This is a genomic window from Desulfitobacterium metallireducens DSM 15288, from assembly GCF_000231405.2.
Lineage (GTDB): Bacteria > Bacillota > Desulfitobacteriia > Desulfitobacteriales > Desulfitobacteriaceae > Desulfitobacterium_A > Desulfitobacterium_A metallireducens.
This window is the reverse complement of record NZ_CP007032.1, coordinates 1,890,301-1,910,022: the sequence shown is the minus strand read 5'-3', so window position 1 is coordinate 1,910,022 and position 19,722 is coordinate 1,890,301. Positions and strand designations below refer to the sequence as shown.

Here is a 19,722-nt window from a genome sequence, read left to right as displayed (position 1 = left end):
AAGAGAAAATGTAAGCCAGAATATTGGCAGGACATTTTCTTTTTTTGTTATCATCATATCAAGGAAAGCACAAGCATTCTGTAATTTTAGGATTAACAAAGAAGCAGGATTCTACAGTCGTTCCTACTTCTGGATGAAATAATTGAAGAGGAGGAAAAGAAGATGCCACTCTTAGAGGTTCATAATTTGAAAAAAGTGTATACGACGCGATTTGGAGGAAATCCCGTCCAAGCCCTGACGAATGTCACGTTTTCCGTTGAGCAAGGAGAATATGTCGCGATCATGGGGGAGTCCGGCTCAGGTAAGACCACGCTTTTGAATATTCTTTCAGCCCTCGATAAGCCGACGAGTGGGGAGGTCCTTTTGAATGAAAAAAATATCGTAACTATTCCGGAAAAGGAAATCTCGGCTTTTCGGCGTGATAACTTAGGCTTTGTTTTCCAAGACTTCAATCTGCTGGATACGTTTTCGATTCAGGACAATATCTTTTTACCTTTAGTTTTGGCAGGGAAGGCCTATGAGGAAATGGATCGGCAGCTTAAACCTATGGCTCAAAGGTTGGGGATCAATGATATTTTAAGCAAGTATCCGTATGAGGTCTCCGGTGGGCAAAAGCAACGAACCGCCGTCGCTCGGGCCTTGATTACCAAGCCCCAGCTTATCCTTGCTGATGAGCCGACCGGTGCGCTCGATTCGCGTGCGACTGAGGGACTCCTCAAGCTATTTAGCGAGATCAATGCAGAAGGCCAAACGATTCTCATGGTGACTCACAGCGTCAAAGCGGCGAGCCACGCCAAACGCGTGCTCTTTATCAAGGACGGGGAGGTTTTCCACCAGCTTTTCAAAGCCAACCTGTCCACGGAGGCGATGTACCAAAAAATCTCGGATACTCTCACCCTGATTGCAACGGGTGGTGTACGGAATGAATAGTTTTTTCTATCCCAAGCTAGCCTTAATGAATTTGCAAAAGAATGCGAAGACCTATGTCCCGTATCTGCTCACGTGTATCGGTACGATTCTTATGTTCTATAACATGATTTTTCTTGTCGTTGTGAAAGATATCGGCGATTTGAGCGATAGTAGAAGTCTCCGCAGCGTATTGGGTTTTGGTGCGGTTGTCATCGCCATCTTTTCTGTGATTTTCCTGTTTTATACGAACAGCTTTCTCATTAAGCGACGGAAAAAGGAATTTGGACTTTTCAACATTTTAGGGATGGAAAAAAAGCATATCGCGAAGGTTATGCTTTTTGAGACCCTGTTTATCGCACTAATCAGTCTCGGAGTCGGAATACCCGCCGGAATCTTGTTTAGTAAACTCATGATTCTCCTGCTCTTTAAAATCATCTCCTTCAAAGTGACCTTTGGCTTTGAAATACCTCCTTCGGCGATTCTGATGACTCTCGCCTTATTTAGCGGGATTTTTCTTGTGAATCTCCTCTATAACGTTTTCCAGGTCCATTTATCTAAGCCCATCGAATTGCTCAAAGGGGGGAACGTCGGCGAAAAAGAGCCGAAAACACGGTGGATCATGACCGGAGTGGGTGTACTCTCTTTAGGAGCCGGGTATTATATCGCGTTGACGACCGAATCGCCCCTTCAGGCACTTACCCTTTTTTTCGTGGCGGTGGTCTTAGTCATGGTCGGAACGTATAACCTGTTTACGGCGGGAAGTATCGCCTTATTAAAAATGCTCCGTAAAAATAAAAGCTACTATTATAAGCTTGAACACTTCATCTCGGTTTCGGGAATGATGTACCGAATGAAGCAAAACGCGGTGGGGCTTGCAAATATCTGTATTTTATCAACGGCCGTCATTGTGATGCTCTCCACGACCATTTCCCTGTATGTCGGTGTGGAGGATGCTCTCCGAACGCGGTTCCCACGCAATATCTCGATGAATGCTCAGTTTGTTTCCGATGAGCAAGTTATGGCTCTGAATCAAACCATCGAACAGCAAACGGCAATGGCCAATGTTCCACCGAAGAATGTCGTTCATTATCGTTCGAAGGAATTCACCTGCAGTCAAGAGGGGAATCATTTTACGCCAGCGAATTCTACTTCATATTCTTCAAACCGTTTCGCGATGCTCGTTTTTATCCCTCTTGAGGACTATAACCATATGGAGAATAAATCTGTAGAACTTGCAAAGGATCAAGTCCTTGTCTATTCGCTACGAGGGAATATTCCAAGTGATCGGATGAACATCAACGGTTACGAGCTTACCCTTAAAGAGCGCCTTAACTCCATGTTTTATGAGGGTGAGGACACAGCAGTGCTTGCGAACAGTTATTACATCGTGGTTAAAGATATTGAGACAATAAATCAGGTTTCACTCGCCTTAACCGGAAACGAGGGGTATAGTAAAGACCCATCTGATCAAGGAATGCTATCCTATAATTATGGCTTCGATGTAAATGGCGACAAAGACACCCAAATCGCGTTGACGAGATCTTTACAAAAGGAACTCCAAACGATGGGAATCAAAGGATATGTTAATGGAGCCGAAAGTTCACGGGCGAGCTTCTACGCAGTTTATGGGGGCCTGTTCTTCCTGGGTCTTTTCTTAGGGATATTGTTCATCATGGCGACGGTGCTCATTATCTACTATAAGCAGATTGCTGAGGGTTACGATGACAAGGGGCGCTATGAGATCATGCAAAAGGTCGGTATGAGTCTTGACGAAGTAAAAAAGTCGATTCGAAATCAGGTTTTGACCGTGTTCTTCTTGCCCTTAGTCACGGCAGCCATTCATATCGGGTTTGCTTTTAAGTTGATTACACGCTTACTTTCTGTCTTTAATCTGACGAATATCCCTCTCTTTGCACTCTGGACGGGAATAACGCTCCTTGTCTTTGCCGCATTTTATGCGCTGGTCTACGCCATAACGGCGAGAACGTATTATAAGATTGTGAGTTAGCAGGGGGCTATTTTCATCTTATTGGGAGGAATTTAAATATGAAATTGGAATAGAGAATATAAGATAACTAAGCAGATTTATAATATTAGAGATGAGGTGATGAGATTGGTTGGCGTTGCTTTATTCCCCATTCTTCTTTGGGCCATTGGCTTAGTCGTTTTTTACTTCATCATTAAAACTGCGGTTAAGAACGGTATTGCAGAGGCACACCAGAATTGATTGAGTCAGTTAAGGCAATTGAACGCAAATTGGATAGCAATGATATCGATAAGTAGCTTTTCAGATATTTTGACATTTCTTTTAGCCAACCTTCAGAATCTAAACGACAATAAGTACATGAATTCTATTAAAAGAACGTATTTTTTTTAATATAACCTGCTAAACGTGAAATACTATAAGCTTAAGAATGAAAGCGAATAATATGCATATGAGATCATGAAGAGAGTTTTTGCTTCATTATGGAGTGTGAAAAGAGTTGACCTATCTTACTCCTGCAAGCGCATTAGTTAATCGTCTAGAATCACTCATCGTACTAAAACATGTAAATGTTGTCCCTATGGACGATATCCATAGGAAAACGAGCAGATCTCATTCTTCTTGAGCTAAATCCTTTGGAGAACATTGATAATATGACGACCCAATTAGGGGTGATGCTTCAGGGAAGATGGTTCTCTCAAAAAAGACTTGAAAAAATTCTTCAAGGGATACGCGATCATTACAGGGTTTCAATTGTTTAATGTAAAAACAGCCAAACTTAGTGAATTTGAACTAGCAGAGTATTGCTGGAGCAAGGCCTGAACAGAAGGTTAAAAACATGGGGTGAATAAATAACCGGTTAGAGTGGTGTACACTTTAACCGGTTTTCTTTAATGTAAAATTGTCAGGATGCTTATAAATTGACCATTTTCCTATTAAGGTTCTTTCGTAGTCTGTCTAATCAGGGCTAATGACTTGTTATGGATTGCGCTCAAACTGAGTAAGCCACTAATTGCCCCTATTAAAGCGATAAACATATCCCAGTGGGTATCCCAGATATCCCCCTGGAGTCCCACGAATGCTTCTGCTCCACCCGCAACTAAGGCAACGAATCCCTCAGCGAGCTCGTAACTCGCACTTACTCCGAGGACTAAACCAAGAACTAAGATTATCGTCAATTTCATATTATTAAGATCTAACTTTCGCAGCAATATTTCCCGGATAGTCATGGCTCCGGCTAAACCACCAATAAGATGAGCAAATCGATCGTAGAAATTTCTTCCTGTATGAAAATAGTCTTTAAACCAGTTAAATAGGGGAACTTTGCCATACCCAAAATGCCCGCCGATTAAGATGATTATGGCATCTAAACAAAGAAGGATATAAACGAGTGTAGTCAGACGAAACGTGTTATAAGTATATATAATAATAATTGTTCCGAAAATAACAGGAATAACTTCGAGAAACCAAATCCCGAGTTGATCCGCTTTAATCACCGACCATATAAACATAATTAATAAGATCAGGAGAAGGTAAAGATGAATCTTGGGTATAGATTTTAATTTAAGCATTTCGGCTCCTTTGAATTATTGTTTTTTATTAGAATGGTCTATTTGCTAAAATCCATACTTATCTATGTGGCAGTAATTTTGGACATTTAAGGGGTGTTAGAGGAGCACCTTACAAAAAAAGTACGTAGTAGCATAAGGTATAACTTATAAGTTTAAGACGCAAAATAGAGCGAAACAAATAAATCAATGTAAAAAGGAGAGACAAGTATGGATGAACCTGTTGTTGCGGGGAAATCGCCTATACCAGTAGAACTCAAGAAGGGTGAAACGTATTATTATTGCACATGTGGCAAAAGCGATAATCAGCCATTTTGTAACGGAGCCCATCAAGACACTTCATTTACACCTATGGCATTTACTGCTGAGAAAGATGAAACAGCGTACTTATGTGCTTGTAAGCACACCAAAAACCCTCCATATTGTGATGGTTCACACCAAAATCTGTAATAAATATAAACTTGCAAATTGTACTCCGAATTTCATTGGAGTACAATTTTTATGCATAAAGTGCCTTCCGGAAATGAATCAGTCACGATCTGGATTTGCCAAGTCGTGACTGATTTTCTGCTAAAAACGAAGGATAATTTGACTTATTTCTCCGCGTTTGTTATCACGTTATTCATCAACTTCTTCACGGCCACCCCCGAAAACTAACAGGTTATCGACTGGTATATGTTCCCGAATGTAGTCTGTCAAATCAGTATCGCCAACGGATACACCGCCGCAAAGCTTATGGCAAGTTTCCTCCTTTTTTCTCCAATCACTAATATTTCTATAACCCTATTTTAGCTATTGACCTTAACTGTTTGAATTTCTCGATGTGGATAGGTTACACTTAAATGGACAGTTCTCTTGAGGCCTAGTAAACTTAAAACCAATATTGAAAGACGAGGAGATTGCTATGATCAAGCGGGAACGAAGATCATTTACAGACGAATTTAAAAAATCAAATGGTTCAACTTTATCTCAATGGTAAACCCAGGGTAGAATTGACCAAAAACAATCCGTTAGCAATAGCGGTGGCAATTGATGGTACGAACATGGCTTATCTGATGAGCTAACTTTACAGGGGGGAAAATAAAATGGATATAAAATTTGATCCAAATAATGTTGTTATTAAACTCTGTATGATGGGGATTAATTTAGAAGATAGTGGAAACATTGAAGATGCAACCACGATGTTTAATAAAGCATGGCACGAAGCAACAGACGACTATGAAAGATTTATTGCAGCTTATCATTTCGCTCGTCAACAAAAGAGTATTACAGACAAATTGGAATGGATGGAAACATCATTACGGTGTGCACTAAATATAAATGATGAAAATGTCAAAAGTGCATTCTCAACGTTATATTTAAACATTGCCAAATGTTATGAGGAATTGTGTGATTCTAATAATGCAAGTAGAAATTATGAATTATCAAATTCCTATAAGGGTGCGCCTTCTGATAAGGGACCATTTTATCATGGAACAAAGGCAGAATTGCAAGTTGGTGATTTACTGACAGCGGGGGGTAATTCAAATTACAAACCTGAGCTTAAAATGAACCACATTTATTTCACTGCTAACGCAAATGGCGCAGGACTTGCAGCAGCATTAGCAAAAGGAGAAGGAAGAGAACGCGTTTATAGAATAGAACCAACAGGTGAATTTGAAAACGACCCAAATGTTACGGATAAAAAATTTCCGGGTAACTTAACACGTTCTTATCGCTCACAAGAACCTCTAAGAATTATTGGTGAAGAAACAGAGTGGACGAAACTGACAACGACCGAGCGACACAAATGGCGCGAAAATTTAGCCAAAAACAAGGGCGAGATTATTAACTGAGCATAAAGCAAAGCACCCTTTGATTTTATAGAAGTTCTCGCTTGAGTTTGATTGGCCGAGTGGTTCCTAAACGCAATGGGACGTGTTCAACTTTAACATCCGTATGTTCGAGCCCAAACCATTTCACAGGGGAAACCGTAATTTGCTTTATGCTGAGTTTAAATTGCATGATTAATCGTTCATATAAAGGAAGGTTGGTATCATGAGCAAGTTCTTCACGGACTAAAACAAAACAGAAATCCCCAACGTTACGATTTACTACATTTGTAGAATACATTTGCGGTTGTTGTTTTAGTTCGTGGGATTCCATTAGATCTGTAACAACTTGTCTTAGATACGTGCTCACTTTTTGTTCAACCCTAAATCCTAAGCGCAGTTGAATTTTGTAAACATAATCGGTTCCAAAGTTTTCTACGGTGTAGGCCATTGTCCTTGGTTCATCTGTTACCTGTACATTTATAAACCAATAAACTTCTGCTCTTTTTGGCCGCTTATCTAAAATCGAATAAATGATTTCATTATCTATATGCCCTGATTTTGATTTGCTGGTTAGATAAACCAAATTCGTGGCATATACTGGAATATGTTCATCTTTTCTTAGATTATCAAGCTTAGAAATATAATCTTCCAGTGAAACTTCTTTCGTCACGACTTGTTCAAGCTGTGTCGCTTTTAACCATAAAAACATCAGAATTAAAATGAGAGAAGCAATAATCACAGTTATAAAACCGCCATGAAAGAACTTTACGGCACTTGAGACGAAAAAAGCAGTTTCCAATACTCCAAAAATGATAACCATGAGGAGTGCGAGTACCCTGGATACCTTTTTTTGAAGAAGGTAATTGAACAATAAGATTGTGGTCATCAGCATCGTAATTGTAATAGCTAACCCATAAGCCGATTCCATGTGTGTCGATGTTTGAAAGAATAGGACCACTCCGATACAAGAAATCATTAAGAGGAAATTGACGATCGGAATGTACATTTGCCCTTTAGACATCGCTGGATAGTTAATTCTTAATCTCGGCAGTAGATCTAACTTAATGGCCTCTGAGACAAGGGTAAAGGATCCGGAAATTAAGGCTTGGGAAGCAATAATAGCTGCTAAAGTAGCAAAGACAACACCAATGATACGAAAATTATGGGGCATTAGTTCAAAGAACGGATTAAAGTCCATAATATTTTGTAGCCCCTGATTATCTTTAACCTGTAACAACCAAGCCCCTTGACCAAAATAGTTGAGCAGCAAGCAAATTTTAACAAAAGGCCAAGTTCCATAAATATTTTTTCGTCCTACATGTCCTAGATCCGAATATAACGCTTCTGCCCCTGTTGTAGCCAAGAATACACTGCCCAAGATTGCAAACCCGACTTTATTTTCGTCACTAAACAACAGTTTAACTCCATAGTAGGGAGAAAATGATTTTAAGATATCAAGGTTTCCGAAAATATGTATAACACCTAGAATCCCTAACATGGTAAACCATAAAATCATAATGGGTCCAAATAATCGTCCTATGATCTCCGTTCCCGTTCGTTGTATGAGGAATAGGACACAAAGAATAATGATGGTAATCAAAATAACAGTGGATTGGCTAGAGCCAAAGCTATTCGCATAGGCCGGAATCCCTTTTAAACCTTCCACAGCAGTTGTGACGGTAACTGCCGGAGTTAAAACACCGTCAGCTAAAAGGGCTGCTCCCCCAATCATAGCTGGAACAATCAGCCAGCCACCCATCTTTCGAATCAATGAATACAGTGCAAGGATGCCACCTTCTCCATGATTATCTGCTTTGAGTGCAATTAGGACGTACTTAATCGTGGTAAGTAAGGTAAGAGTCCAGAAAATAAGGGAAAGGGAACCGTATATAAACTCATTGGAAAGGGATTTTAATCCACCATTCCCTTCAACTAATGCTTGCATAACATATAAGGGTGATGTACCAATATCACCATAAACAACACCGATTGTTACGAGCATACCGGCTAAGGTTAATGGCCGTTCCTTGTAGATATTTAATGCTTTTTCCATTATTTTGTCCTTCATTCCTTCATATCAATTTATCAGTGATATTATTGAATAAACAAAATGATCTTCATGCAGTTGCCGTTAGGCTGCTGTATTACTTTTGAAAGTGAGTTTTTTCAGCGTATTTAGTAAATACAGTGTGGGGGGTAATACAGAGTGCGGTTTACCTATGACAGATTAAACTCCGGCAATGCCTTCCTTAAAATATTGGCGAACCATTCAGAGCGACCTTCAACGTTTGAGCAGTCTTACTCAAGTAGTCCGCGCATGAAGTTTTCCCGATTAGCCACAAGTTTATTATTCTCTTCCTTTTATAACTTTTAAAATGAATTCCATGCTATTAGCTTCCTAAAAAAGAAAAACCCCATTTGGGGTTAATGTCAAAGTGTATAACAAACCAAAGGGTATGGTTTGCTTTTAACCCCCTTTCAACGCTTACGAGGTTAGCTGTCGGATTCGGATTGAAAGGAATAACCCGTCACATTCAGTGATTCACCCCATTTGGCTAATTGATAGCCCAGACTTGGTTCCCCCGCTTCCATAGAATTCAGCGCTGGCTTTATTCAACTTCTACTCATAATAATCCCTTTATATTGGATTGTATAGAACCGAATTTGAATAAAAACCTTTCAAATTCTCCAATAAGGCCTAGATTTTACTGGAATTTCTTTCATTATTAGTAACGTGCATTATATCTGCATTTTTCTTTCATGTGCTTAACCCGAAATCATTAAGTTCAACTTTGATTGACATGTCTATTCAAGACCCTTTAATAGTTCTCCAATTATTCGGATTCTTCAATTATACAACTGTTAAGAATTGTTCCTTCCGAGGTTGCACATCGTACTTATGTAGCGGAACAACCATTTGGCGATACATTGTTCCCATTATCCTCCCTATAATATCTTGGGATTTACTTTGATTTTCTCTTGTTTTCATAGAATTCCTAACTTACCTAAAAAGCTCATCACGGATAAAATTCGCATAGAATGCATAATTCAGAGAAACTGAGTATGGCAAAGCCAACGTCTGCTATTTTTAATATGTTGGCCGTTGTAAACCCACTATACTCACGGTGGTAAACCTCCCATGTCTAACAGGGTCAAGATTAACACATCTGCCCTAAATTCCTTCGTTCCACCTATCCATGATTGGGTGTCAGTAATGCTACAAAACCGAGTCTTTGCTCTAATGGATAATATGTTGACTGACTACCAGCTCTTTTATCTTGTTAGATTACTATGATTTGGGTACATTCTGTGGTGACGCCTACCAACAGAACTGCTTATTTGCACTTTCTGTTACGCTGCTAAATACTCAACGGGACGATGGATGTCTTTAATTAGCTTTTGCGGGTCGTAGTCTATGCCTTTCGTTAATATTGCATAGAATACCCGAATCAGTTTACAGCTTAAGGCGATTAGCGATTGTTTCTTTTTGAGAGGATTCTTGTTTCTTGTCGTGTAATACTTATGTATCTCTGCAAACTCTGTGTTGTTAGAGACTAGTGGCATCACCGCTTGAAATAGAATTGCCCTCAGTCGCGCTCGCCCCCGTTTGCTGATCGTGGTCTGTCCTTTGTGCTTGCCTGAGCTGCTTTCTCGCAAGGCCAATCCGGCAAGTTTTTGAATCTGCTTCGGAGAATTAAAGCGTCTAATGTCTCCAACCTCAGAGATAAAACCAGCTACTGAAACCAGTCCCACACCTTTAATTTCAAGTAGCTTTGCTACTTCTGGTATTTGACTGCACAAACCATCAATGACCTCTGTGATCGCTTGATATTGTGCTGTTTTATTATGATAGTCTTGGAGTAATAGCTTGATTTCCATTCGGGAACAAAACTCTCCTTCGGTGCAACCAATGCTCTTTTGAGCAGCTTCATACAGGCTCTTAGCCCTTTTCATACCCACTGCCCTCAGTTTGTTGTCCCTCCAAATTTGGTTTATTCCTTCTGCTCCAAGTTTTTCAATATCGCTGGGTAGAGGGGCTTCTTGCAGCACCAGCATGCTACTTGTGGCATCAAATTTAGCAAACACCGTTTCATGCTCGGGAAAGTATATTTTTAGCCACCGCTGGATGCGATTTTTATGCTATTCATATCCTTTGTATGCGCATTCTGCAAGCCGTAGCTATTCGCAATTCCGCATAGATCCCTTCCGGAATGTAAGGCTCATTGAATCTGCCCTCGATCACCAGCTTAGCGATTGTTTTAGGATCCTTGGCATCCGTTTTGCTCGGATGATTGTCATCCAGTTCTTTACTACGTTTTACGTGAAATGGATTGACCAGGACTAGCTTAATGCTTTGCTCTTTAAAATATGATGCTAGATTGAACCAGTAATGGCCGGTTGGCTCTGCGCCTACTATTATGGAGTCCTTATGTGTCTGCCTTTTTAGCCGTTCAATCCATGCGTAGCAGTCTTTGAATCCTTCTGCAGTGTTTGCAAACTTGAATACTTTCCCTAGCTCTACTCCTCGCCAGTCGAAAGCTCTGGCATAATGAAGTTCGCTTGCGATGTCCACTCCAATGACAATACTACTTTCTGAAAGTTGATTTAGTTTCTCGTTTTGTGTAAAATTCATCTGGATGACCTCCGGTATTTTTTGATTGGATTCTGTTGGCCAACAGTGTGTCCTCTCAAAGCTTAACGTGAGGTCATCTTTTTTTCAAAGCTCATTTTTTCTTGTTACAGGAATGCTACAAATCGTCTTGAGCCATCCTGAAGAAGCTAATTAAACATCATGGCAAGGGGATTTGAGTTCACAGCAGACTGCAATTGATGGTCATCAATATGGGTATAAATTTCTGTTGTGGCCACGCTCTCGTGTCCAAGGATTTGTTGAAATGACCGAATATCAACACGTCCATACTTATACATTAACGTCGCGGCCGTATGGCGCAGCTTATGGGTCGAGATAGTTTGAGGATCAAGCCCTGATGCAATAACATTTTTTTTAACAATGTTTTGAATAGCCTTGGTTGTCAACCGCTGTTTGTTTCGTGAAACAAACAAAGCTTTGGTTTGCACATCAAGGCTATTTCGTATTTGAAACCATATATTGATCGACTTCTTGGCGGCAGGGGTTAAGTAGATTTTTCGTTCCTTGTTTCCTTTGCCGATCACGCTGAGCACATCACTATCTATCTGGTTTATATCCAGGCTTGCTAATTCGGATAACCGCAGTGCGCAGTTAAGAAATATAGTGATAATGCAATGGTCGCGCGGCGATTTTTCACATTGGATCAACAGTCTGACGGAATCCTCCAAGGTAAGATACTTGGGAATTCTTTTGGGTAGCTTGGGTGTTTCCAACTCTTCGGCAATGTTGTTATCAATAAGATGAACTTTTGTCTTTAGATACTTCCAAAACTGTCGTATTGCGATTATTTTCCTTGCCCTTGTACCGGCAGAAGACTTTAATTTCGTTTGACAATGGGCTATGAAAGCGTACATCTCGTTAACGGATACCGATTTAATGAATTCCAAGGTTACCAATGAGAAGTCGCTATTGATTAAGCTAATGCCTCGGGAATTAAGAACATGCTCAAAGAACATAAGTAAGTCTGTACGGTATTCTTTTATAGTGCTTTCAGACCGACCTCTAATAACTATAAGATATCCTAGATACTGCTCGATAAGCGGACAACTTTTGTTTGATTGCATAGTAATCATCTCCTTACCAATAGTCTTGACCTATTTAGCAGGAGATAAAGTGATTTTAGCAATAACAACCAGGAGTTATAAGAATTCGCGGAAGTAGGATGGAAAGGGCACTAGTCTAGTTCAGAAGTTGGAAAAACGGGGGGATCGCAAGAGTGCTCCCTTTCGTGTATGTTTTGTACGGTGCTGATTTAAATGGCAATTGTAATTAAACAAGTCATTATTATTCATTCATCTGTAGGTTTGCCCATTTGGTCGATGCGTTATCATCGACCATTTTTACGAGTATTCGACATTAGGATAATGTTAACATGCTTATAGATAAGTTTCGAGGAGAATAAATATTGATGTGATTAAATTATAAATTTCCTTGGCTTTTAGCAATAATGTGAAGCACAGTTGGTTTTTATAAAATTATTAAAAATTGATAGGTCAGTAATATATCTTTAGGCGAGAGGGAGTATTGAAATGAAGTATGATTATAAAAATAGATTGAGTGTTAACCGAGAGCGTTCATCAACGGTAAAAAGATCCGCTCAAATTGATGAATTTTATAGCGACAGATCACGTGTACTATATTGTTCATCGTTTAGGAGACTTCAGCAAAAGGCTCAAGTTTTTTCTTTAGAACCAAATGCAAGTGTACGAACAAGAATGACTCATTCACTTGAAGTTTCTGATCTGGGAAGAACTTTATCAAATGGCATTGCTCAACGCTTATTTAACAAAAACATTATCTCGATTCGTTCTGTGCCTTATATAGTCGCTATTGTTGAAAATGCCTGCTTAATACATGATATAGGGAATCCTCCATTTGGGCATTTCGGTGAGGCAGCTATTCAGGACTGGGCAAGAAATAGTTTACCAAAGTTACCTACAGAAGTAATATCTCAGAACACTAAATTCTCTCTACTCATGAGTGATTTTGAAGAATTTGACGGAAATCCTCAAGGCTTTCGTACAATAACGAGACTACACACTGAACGCGATGAGTTTAGTTTGAATTTAACATATGCAACTTTACTCTGTGCTTTAAAATATTCCAGAGCGGCAGGTGAGGATCGAGATAATGGAATTTTAAAAAAAGCGGGATATTTTCAAACCGAAAAATCTTTAGTGGTAAAAATGTGCTCCGAGGTTAATTTAGAATTACATCACAGATATCCGTTAACATACATTATGGAGGCTGCAGATGATATAGCTTATTGTTTGAGCGATATATCAGACGGTATTGAAAAACGAATACTAACCGAGCAAGACTTTCTTAATGAGTTTAGAGAATCTTGGACTCAGGATTACCGTGAAGTAACCTGTCCGGTCAAAATTCCTGATCATATTGATAACTTTAATCATGATATCTCCATTCCATGGTCCAAAAAAGCTGTGCAAGAAGCAATTCAAAATTATATAGATAATCATGAGGAATTCTATAACGGAACCGCTAAAGAGTTAATACCTCATGATGGAATGGGCCGTGTTTTAAGTACCATAAAGAAAGTATCAAAGAAAGTTTTGTATACCTCTATTGAAGCCGAAAGTATTGAATTAACCGGATATGCAGTCATAACTGGAATATTAAGGCATTATGAGCTAATACTTAAATTACCTTATTCCATCTTTGAAAAAATCGCGAAGCAAAAGGAAGTGGACAATTTTGATGTTGAAAAGCGATTGTTTAACAGACTCGGTAAACGATATGTAAAAGCATATTGGTACGCTGTTGACAAACTTGATCAGACAGTAACTGAAGAATTTTTGGTATATGAATGGTGGTTGAGAATTCATCTGATTGTTGATCATGTGAGTGGCATGACAGATGAATTTGCGTTGGAGACATACCAAATGTTAGAAGGAATCAATCTATTGCGAGTATAGAGAATAACTTCCCATTATGTAAATAATGGGAAGTTCAAACAGATGCATGATGTAAAGAATTGACTTAGGGGTTATCAATAACACAAACGGATATAATTTTCTTAAAAAAATATAGGGGGAATAAAACTATGGCAAGATGTACAGCACCAGTTTACGGTCATCGCACGGCAAGTGGAAGGGCAAGCTGCCCAGTATGTGGAGGTGGAGGTAGTTATCGAGGTTACAACTCTTATTCCTCATATTCTTCACCGTATTCTTCATCATCAAACAGTTCTACAAGTCGTAGTAGTGTTAGCGGACAAACTAAGACGAAAGCACGTTGGTCTTTAGTTGGTTCTAGTATTTTATATACTTCTGCGGAAATTCGAACACTTACCCCTGTGCGTGATAATGTTGAGAAGCGTTCGAAATTACCAGATTTACGAGATGTTTTTCTTTGTCACGCTTGGGATGACCGTAAAGGCGCAGCTAAAGAATTACACGATCTCCTTGAATCAAAAGGTGTAACTATTTGGTTTAGTGAAAAGGATGTTCCTTTAGGTTCATCTTTACTTCGTGAAATTGATAAAGGGTTGGCAAAATCTCGTGTCGGTATTGTATTAGTTACGCCTTCATTTCTTAAACGTGTTGAGGGAGAAGGAATAGCAGATAAAGAACTTTCAGCTTTGCTAGCTCGTGATTTGCTTGTCCCTATTGTACATAATACGACTTTTGAGGATTTACGTGAAGTTAGTCCGTTACTTGGCTCGCGAAGTGGCTTAAGTACTATTGAAGAATCAATGGCAGATGTTGCGGCTAAAATAGCTGAATTGGTTACTACATAAACGACAAAAAAATCAAACTCTATGGACGAATAGCGCTGCTGATAACGAGCGGTTTTGCACAACGGTTGCACTAACCCCGAAGAAAAAAGGTAGTGTGAAATTGAAAGTTATAGCTCGCTTGAAAGGTAGTGCAAGCCGCCGGACGTTCTAGGCAATGACAAGTATAGTATAAGCAAACTCAGCAGTCCGAACTATTTTGTGAACTGCACATTATAAGAATTATGCGCATTTAACTGGAAATACAGAGTTATGCTTATTTTCTAGTATTTGTTTTTATTTTCTGACAGCCAAACAATAATTCACATTATCAAAAGCTGTCATTGGGCGCTCTGGGTTCGCTTGATTATATTTTTTGAAATACTGCTCTGTTATTTCATTCGGTGTCAAATGTTCATAAATTAAGAAATTACTATCAACTAATAGCTTTTCCAACTCCAGATAAGAATAGCTTGCAAGCATTTTTTCCTTTGCCGCACCAGCCATCGCTGTTTGCTTTTTAACACGTTCTGTTGCTTTGTCGGTATAGGTATATTCATCGGGATAATCAAAAACAATACTACTTCCTTTTGGCACAAAGCTTGAAATCGTGTTGATTGTTTCTGTAAAAACCTGCTTAGACAAATAGTAGCTTATTCCAAGCAAGCTACAGAAGCTGATTTTGTTTACATCAAATTCTTCTGTACAGGCAAGTAAATTGCTTTGCCAGTTGTTTTCTTTGAAATCCACAGGCACATAGTGTAAATTGGCGGGCTTTTCCGCTGCTACTAATTGAATACGTTTTTGCTTGTCCGCACTGGTAGCAGGGTGGTCTATTTCAAAGATTTGTATTTTTGATGCCCAGTCAGGCTGGCGATATGCAAATGTGTCATATCCGGCAGCAAAAATTAAATACTGCTTCGCACCTATTTGAACAGCATTTTCAAGTGATTTTTCTGCAAATACTGCTCTACCCAATGGAGATGGTGATAACTGATTATTAACAACCCATCGCAAAGCCTCGTCCTGTGTACCAACAAAGGATGGATTGAAGAAACCAATTCCTTTCGACATGTTGCTTGCTAATTGTTCGTATTCATCCTCCCTTAAGATTTCCTTTGCCAAATAATCGTCAAATACTTTCTCCGCATTTTGTGTTGAATGATACGCTCTTGAAAAGGCACTTACGAGTGCTGTCATACTTTTTTGTTCCATAAAATTATCACCTCTAATACTTAATACTACTTTTCTGCTAACACTACAAGACTTGAATTTTTTCCCATTTTGTGGTATGGTAAAGATAGAAAAAATGAAGAATTTACAAAGCCGTCACCTTTATAGTGGCGGCTTTTTTAATAGAATAAAACAGTAAAGTGTATTCTAAATATGATAAGGCTAATATAAATAATCCTTATTACGCATTTTCCTACAATAACGCAAAAACCATATTATATGAGATAAAGAATATCATTCTAATCATAAACCTCCTGAACCTTATTGGGAACTTACCTGAATTAACCTCTTTTCAGCAAGATTTCAGCACTGTTTTAGCAAGAAAAACAGCAGATTTTCAGCGTAATTCTAGCTGGATAAATAATTATTTCCTTTGCTAAAGAAGCGCTAAAAAACTGCTAATTTTATGTTATTTTTAAATAGACCCCTTGATACAAGCGGGATAAAGCAAAATCAGCAGATGCTAAACACCAGCTGATTTTGTGCTGAAACCTATGCTATTTTTGATTTTCAACTCCAAAATGGAACCCCTTAGTAGAAACGTAAGCCGTTTGATTTTGGGAGACAAATTCATAATTCACAACGTAAATCTCAGATGAATTCACATACAAAATCACCTGAGATTTTCCCATTATAATAAGGCTTTGCGAGAAAATTGAGTCTGGATTCACATGCCAATTCACACCTATGTAATAAAATTATTACTACTATGTGAATAGGTAGTGAAATACCTTGCGAATTGGGATGTGAATTATACAAGAACTGAGTGGATAACAAGGCGAATTTTGTTAAGCCGAGGGGAGGTATTCAATGTTATAATATGGAATATCTATGTACTATTCTCTAATGCGTATTTGTAAGATTTTATGCACCAACACATATACTTTTTAGTGGTGTTAGAAATGAAGAAATCAGTTGGGCTTTAGTATCAGTATACATGTTACAACCGTCAAAGAGAGGGGGAATGAAATGACTAGACAGAGAATAACATCATTGGTTTTATTGATATTCTTAATAGGCTCGATTGGGGTTAATTTATTCCTATTTCTTAATCTAAAAAAGGATAGGGATTTCTTAGATTCCAAATTTAGAAGTGATTTCGGTGGAATTAGTCAAAGCATTGATTTATTTGAAGGTGTATCACTAACAAATGAAACAGCAATAAAAAATTGCGTAGAGATAGTCTCATCATTATCAAGTATTTATCCGTATACATCATACAAAGAAAATAAAGAATTGGGACAAATGCTTTTTAATTTAAAGAAGTTTATGGTACTTGAATCGAATAAGAAGGTCAATGATAATACCAGTATGTTGAAAGATTATTTAACTAAGATAGAAAATAACCTGGGTAATAAAGCATTAATTGCAGAATTCAGTAATTTTCTAGTAAGTAAAACTGCTTTTCCAATGAAAGCAGACGGTGCAAAATAAAGATAACAATTTAATAACCGTGACTAATCTAATGCTAGGTCACATTTTTCTTATTTTGCGACTCTGCAATACGAAGAAGCACACTCTATTTGAGCGTGCTTCTTTTTTGCTGGGAATTTCAGTTGTATCCAGCCATGTGAATTATAGTGTGAAATCAGACGATAAATCCTATAAATAATGGAGTGTGATTTGGGCTGAGAATGACCGTTTTGTCTCCCAAAATCAAACGGCTTAGTAGAAACGATAAGTTTCTTTTTTTGCTTACGAATAAAGCTTGTAATTTGAGGTGAGGCAATTAACTGTAGAATATGGGCAAACCGGCAAGCTGCATAGTCTGGCAGAGGATCTGTTCATTGAGCTGTTTTGTGAGACCTTTGGGCTTAAACAAAACAGCCTTATTCATGATAACTGGAAAGTCTATCGATGGGTCTATAATCAGTTGAAGCACACTCCGGAAAAGGTTAAGGATGAATTCCGCATCTTTTTAGGGGATATGCCTGTTTTTAAGATGCTGAATGATTACTTACCCCCTCAAAAAGGCAAGATCCTTGAGCTTAAGAATCATCAAGTCGCTGCTTTATCCAATCTCCAAGAAATGCGCTTGAAAGGGGAGAGTATTGCCCTTCTTTACCATGCTACAGGCACAGGAAAGACTGTAACGGCAGTAAGCGATGCTAGGAAGCTAGGCAGGCGCACCCTCTTTTTAGCCCATACTCAGGAATTGGTAGCTCAGGCCAAGAGCACCTTTCAAAGCCTTTGGGACGATGTCTCCACGGGTATGTATGTTGCGGAGCAAAAGATAAAGATGCCTATGTGGTGTGTGGTAGTATTCAAAGTGTTGCCCGTAATCTGGAGGAATTTAGACCGGAAGATTTCGGCTATGTGATCATCGATGAATGTCATCATGGTGCGGCCAATACCTATAAAAAGATATTGGGGTATTTTACACCGGAATTCACCTTAGGACTTACAGCTACACCGGATAGAACAGACGGAGAGGATCTACTGGAGGTTTTCAAGAAGGTAGCCCATAAGTTGGACTTGAAAACGGCTGTAGAGATCGGAGAACTGGTACCTATCCGCTGTATTCGGATCAAGACTAATGTTGATCTTTCGACGGTCCGTATTAATGGTATCAAATACTACTCTCAAGACTTGGAGAGCAAGCTTTTTGTTCCGGAACGAAACCAGATTATTGTAGGAACTTACCAGGAGTGGGTAAGGGATAAAAAGACCGTGGTATTCTGTGCTTCTGTGCGCCATGCCCAGGAGATTGCCCAATTATTTAAGGAAAGCGGGATACGTGCCGAAGCCGTATCTGGTTTGATGAAACCTTTGGATAGGAAGCGAACCTTGGATCAGTACGAAAATGGTGACATTAATGTACTTTGTGCCTGTGACCTTCTGAACGAAGGCTGGGATAGTCCCAAAACAGAGGTGCTCTTCATGGCAAGACCTACCCTCTCCAAAACGCTCTATATTCAGCAATTGGGAAGAGGGATGCGAAAAAGTGCAGGCAAAGAATATCTCATGGTCTTTGACTTTATTGATAATGCGAATCTCTTCAACATGCCGTATTCCCTGCATAGGCTTTTCAACATCAAGGAATACCAGACTGGAAGTTACGTTCTGTCTCCAAATAAAAAGTTTGAGTTAGATCGTGATTTGTTAGCTCGGGGGGAAAAGCCCTCGGTTTACTTGGATTTCCCCATTAATGTGGCCGACTACGAACTGATTGATCTCTTCAACTGGCAGGATGAAGTCAAGGATATGATCTCTCAATTGGAGTTTGTACAAAGGGTTGATGTACAATCTGAAACCATTGACAAGTATATTCGTGAGGGGAAAATCCTTGCGGATCTGGAGGTTCCTTTTGGTGATAAACGAACCTTTAAGTATTTTAAAGAAGAAACAGTTAAGAAGTACGCAACACAGTATGGTTGGGACTTAATCAATCCAGCTAATATGAAGGATAAATTCATGGAAATGGTTAGAACGATGGATATGAGCTATTCATATAAGCCTGTACTTCTAAAAGCAATGCTTAGCAATGTCGATGAGAAGGGTAAAGTCTTAGTTGAAGATATGGTTGATTACTTTATCGACTTTTACGAGACAAGAAAAGCGAAGGGCTTAGTAGCGGAGAAGAAATCTAGTGTCTATTGTAAGGACAGGTACAGTAGAAAGGAAGTAGAGGGAAATATTTTTAGAAATCCCTTTAAACGCTTTGAAGATATGCGCTTTATGAATAGGTGTAGGGAAATCGAGTATGTGGAGTTTAATCGGCATATTTTCAAGAAGTTATCTATGGAAGAGAAGGAATGGATTATTAGCCATTGTGATGAAAAGTTAGAGGAGTATTATAAGAGGTTTGAGAAGGATTGAGCGGATTA

At 39.0% G+C, this 19,722-nt stretch carries 14 protein-coding genes, 1 pseudogene and 1 riboswitch; of the genes and pseudogenes, 10 read left to right on the top strand and 5 right to left on the bottom strand.

Translation table 11 applies throughout. From position 1 onward, the window contains the following. The first annotated feature begins 162 nt into the window (after positions 1-162). From DESME_RS09110 to DESME_RS16280, 3 genes are all read left to right on the top strand, one after another. On the top strand, positions 163-930 hold the full coding sequence (locus tag DESME_RS09110) for an ABC transporter ATP-binding protein (RefSeq protein WP_006716237.1): 768 nt from the start codon (positions 163-165) through the stop codon (positions 928-930). Next, positions 923-2,917, top strand: coding sequence for an ABC transporter permease (locus DESME_RS09105; RefSeq protein WP_006716238.1), 1,995 nt, complete (start codon positions 923-925; stop codon positions 2,915-2,917). Before DESME_RS09110 ends, DESME_RS09105 begins: the two co-directional genes overlap by 8 nt. 99 nt (positions 2,918-3,016) lie before the next feature. Further along, a complete protein-coding gene (locus tag DESME_RS16280) occupies positions 3,017-3,136 on the top strand; it encodes a DUF6019 family protein (protein WP_242837451.1) in 120 nt (39 codons plus the stop codon). A gap of 692 nt (positions 3,137-3,828) precedes the next feature. On the opposite strand, the gene DESME_RS09100 is transcribed toward DESME_RS16280, so the two are convergent. Beyond that, a complete protein-coding gene (locus DESME_RS09100; RefSeq protein WP_006716239.1) occupies positions 3,829-4,464 on the bottom strand; it encodes a DUF2238 domain-containing protein in 636 nt (211 codons plus the stop codon). Between the two features lie 207 nt (positions 4,465-4,671). Between DESME_RS09100 and DESME_RS09095 the strand changes: the two genes are divergently transcribed. Both DESME_RS09095 and arr read left to right on the top strand, forming a co-directional pair. Then, on the top strand, positions 4,672-4,911 hold the full coding sequence (locus DESME_RS09095; RefSeq protein WP_006716240.1) for a CDGSH iron-sulfur domain-containing protein: 240 nt from the start codon (positions 4,672-4,674) through the stop codon (positions 4,909-4,911). A 635-nt stretch (positions 4,912-5,546) separates the two neighbouring features. Further along, positions 5,547-6,296: an NAD(+)--rifampin ADP-ribosyltransferase gene (gene arr, locus DESME_RS09090; protein ID WP_006716241.1), complete on the top strand. Its 750-nt coding sequence runs from the start codon at positions 5,547-5,549 to the stop codon at positions 6,294-6,296. Between the two features lie 25 nt (positions 6,297-6,321). Here arr and DESME_RS09085 read toward each other — a convergent pair whose 3' ends face one another. The 3 genes and pseudogenes from DESME_RS09085 to DESME_RS09075 form a co-directional block, all read right to left on the bottom strand. Then, on the bottom strand, positions 6,322-8,328 hold the full coding sequence (locus tag DESME_RS09085) for a KUP/HAK/KT family potassium transporter (protein WP_006716242.1): 2,007 nt from the start codon (positions 8,326-8,328) through the stop codon (positions 6,322-6,324). A 414-nt stretch (positions 8,329-8,742) separates the two neighbouring features. Continuing rightward, positions 8,743-8,888, bottom strand: a riboswitch (cyclic di-AMP (ydaO/yuaA leader). A 738-nt stretch (positions 8,889-9,626) separates the two neighbouring features. Next, positions 9,627-10,908: pseudogene (locus DESME_RS09080) on the bottom strand (IS110 family RNA-guided transposase). Between the two features lie 146 nt (positions 10,909-11,054). Further along, on the bottom strand, positions 11,055-11,990 hold the full coding sequence (locus tag DESME_RS09075) for a tyrosine recombinase XerC (protein ID WP_006718414.1): 936 nt from the start codon (positions 11,988-11,990) through the stop codon (positions 11,055-11,057). Positions 11,991-12,455: 465 nt separating this feature from the next. Here DESME_RS09075 and dgt point away from each other — a divergent pair, with 465 nt between their 5' ends. Both dgt and DESME_RS09065 read left to right on the top strand, forming a co-directional pair. Beyond that, positions 12,456-13,862 (top strand): dGTPase, encoded by a 1,407-nt coding sequence (dgt, locus tag DESME_RS09070; RefSeq protein WP_006718413.1) that lies wholly within the window; start codon positions 12,456-12,458, stop codon positions 13,860-13,862. A gap of 128 nt (positions 13,863-13,990) precedes the next feature. Beyond that, complete coding sequence (locus DESME_RS09065; RefSeq protein WP_006718411.1) at positions 13,991-14,686, top strand: toll/interleukin-1 receptor domain-containing protein; 696 nt, start codon at positions 13,991-13,993, stop codon at positions 14,684-14,686. A gap of 273 nt (positions 14,687-14,959) precedes the next feature. On the opposite strand, the gene DESME_RS09060 is transcribed toward DESME_RS09065, so the two are convergent. Beyond that, positions 14,960-15,877: a class I SAM-dependent methyltransferase gene (locus DESME_RS09060; protein WP_006718408.1), complete on the bottom strand. Its 918-nt coding sequence runs from the start codon at positions 15,875-15,877 to the stop codon at positions 14,960-14,962. A gap of 987 nt (positions 15,878-16,864) precedes the next feature. Between DESME_RS09060 and DESME_RS09055 the strand changes: the two genes are divergently transcribed. From DESME_RS09055 to DESME_RS09050, 3 genes are all read left to right on the top strand, one after another. Next, entirely contained in the window at positions 16,865-17,329 is a 465-nt protein-coding gene (locus DESME_RS09055; protein ID WP_006718405.1) for a hypothetical protein, read from the top strand. A gap of 286 nt (positions 17,330-17,615) precedes the next feature. Further along, positions 17,616-18,215, top strand: a complete 600-nt coding sequence (locus tag DESME_RS16440) for a DEAD/DEAH box helicase (RefSeq protein WP_006718404.1) — start codon at positions 17,616-17,618, stop codon at positions 18,213-18,215. Continuing rightward, positions 18,146-19,714 (top strand): DEAD/DEAH box helicase, encoded by a 1,569-nt coding sequence (locus DESME_RS09050; RefSeq protein WP_427846174.1) that lies wholly within the window; start codon positions 18,146-18,148, stop codon positions 19,712-19,714. Before DESME_RS16440 ends, DESME_RS09050 begins: the two co-directional genes overlap by 70 nt. Positions 19,715-19,722: the final 8 nt, after the last annotated feature.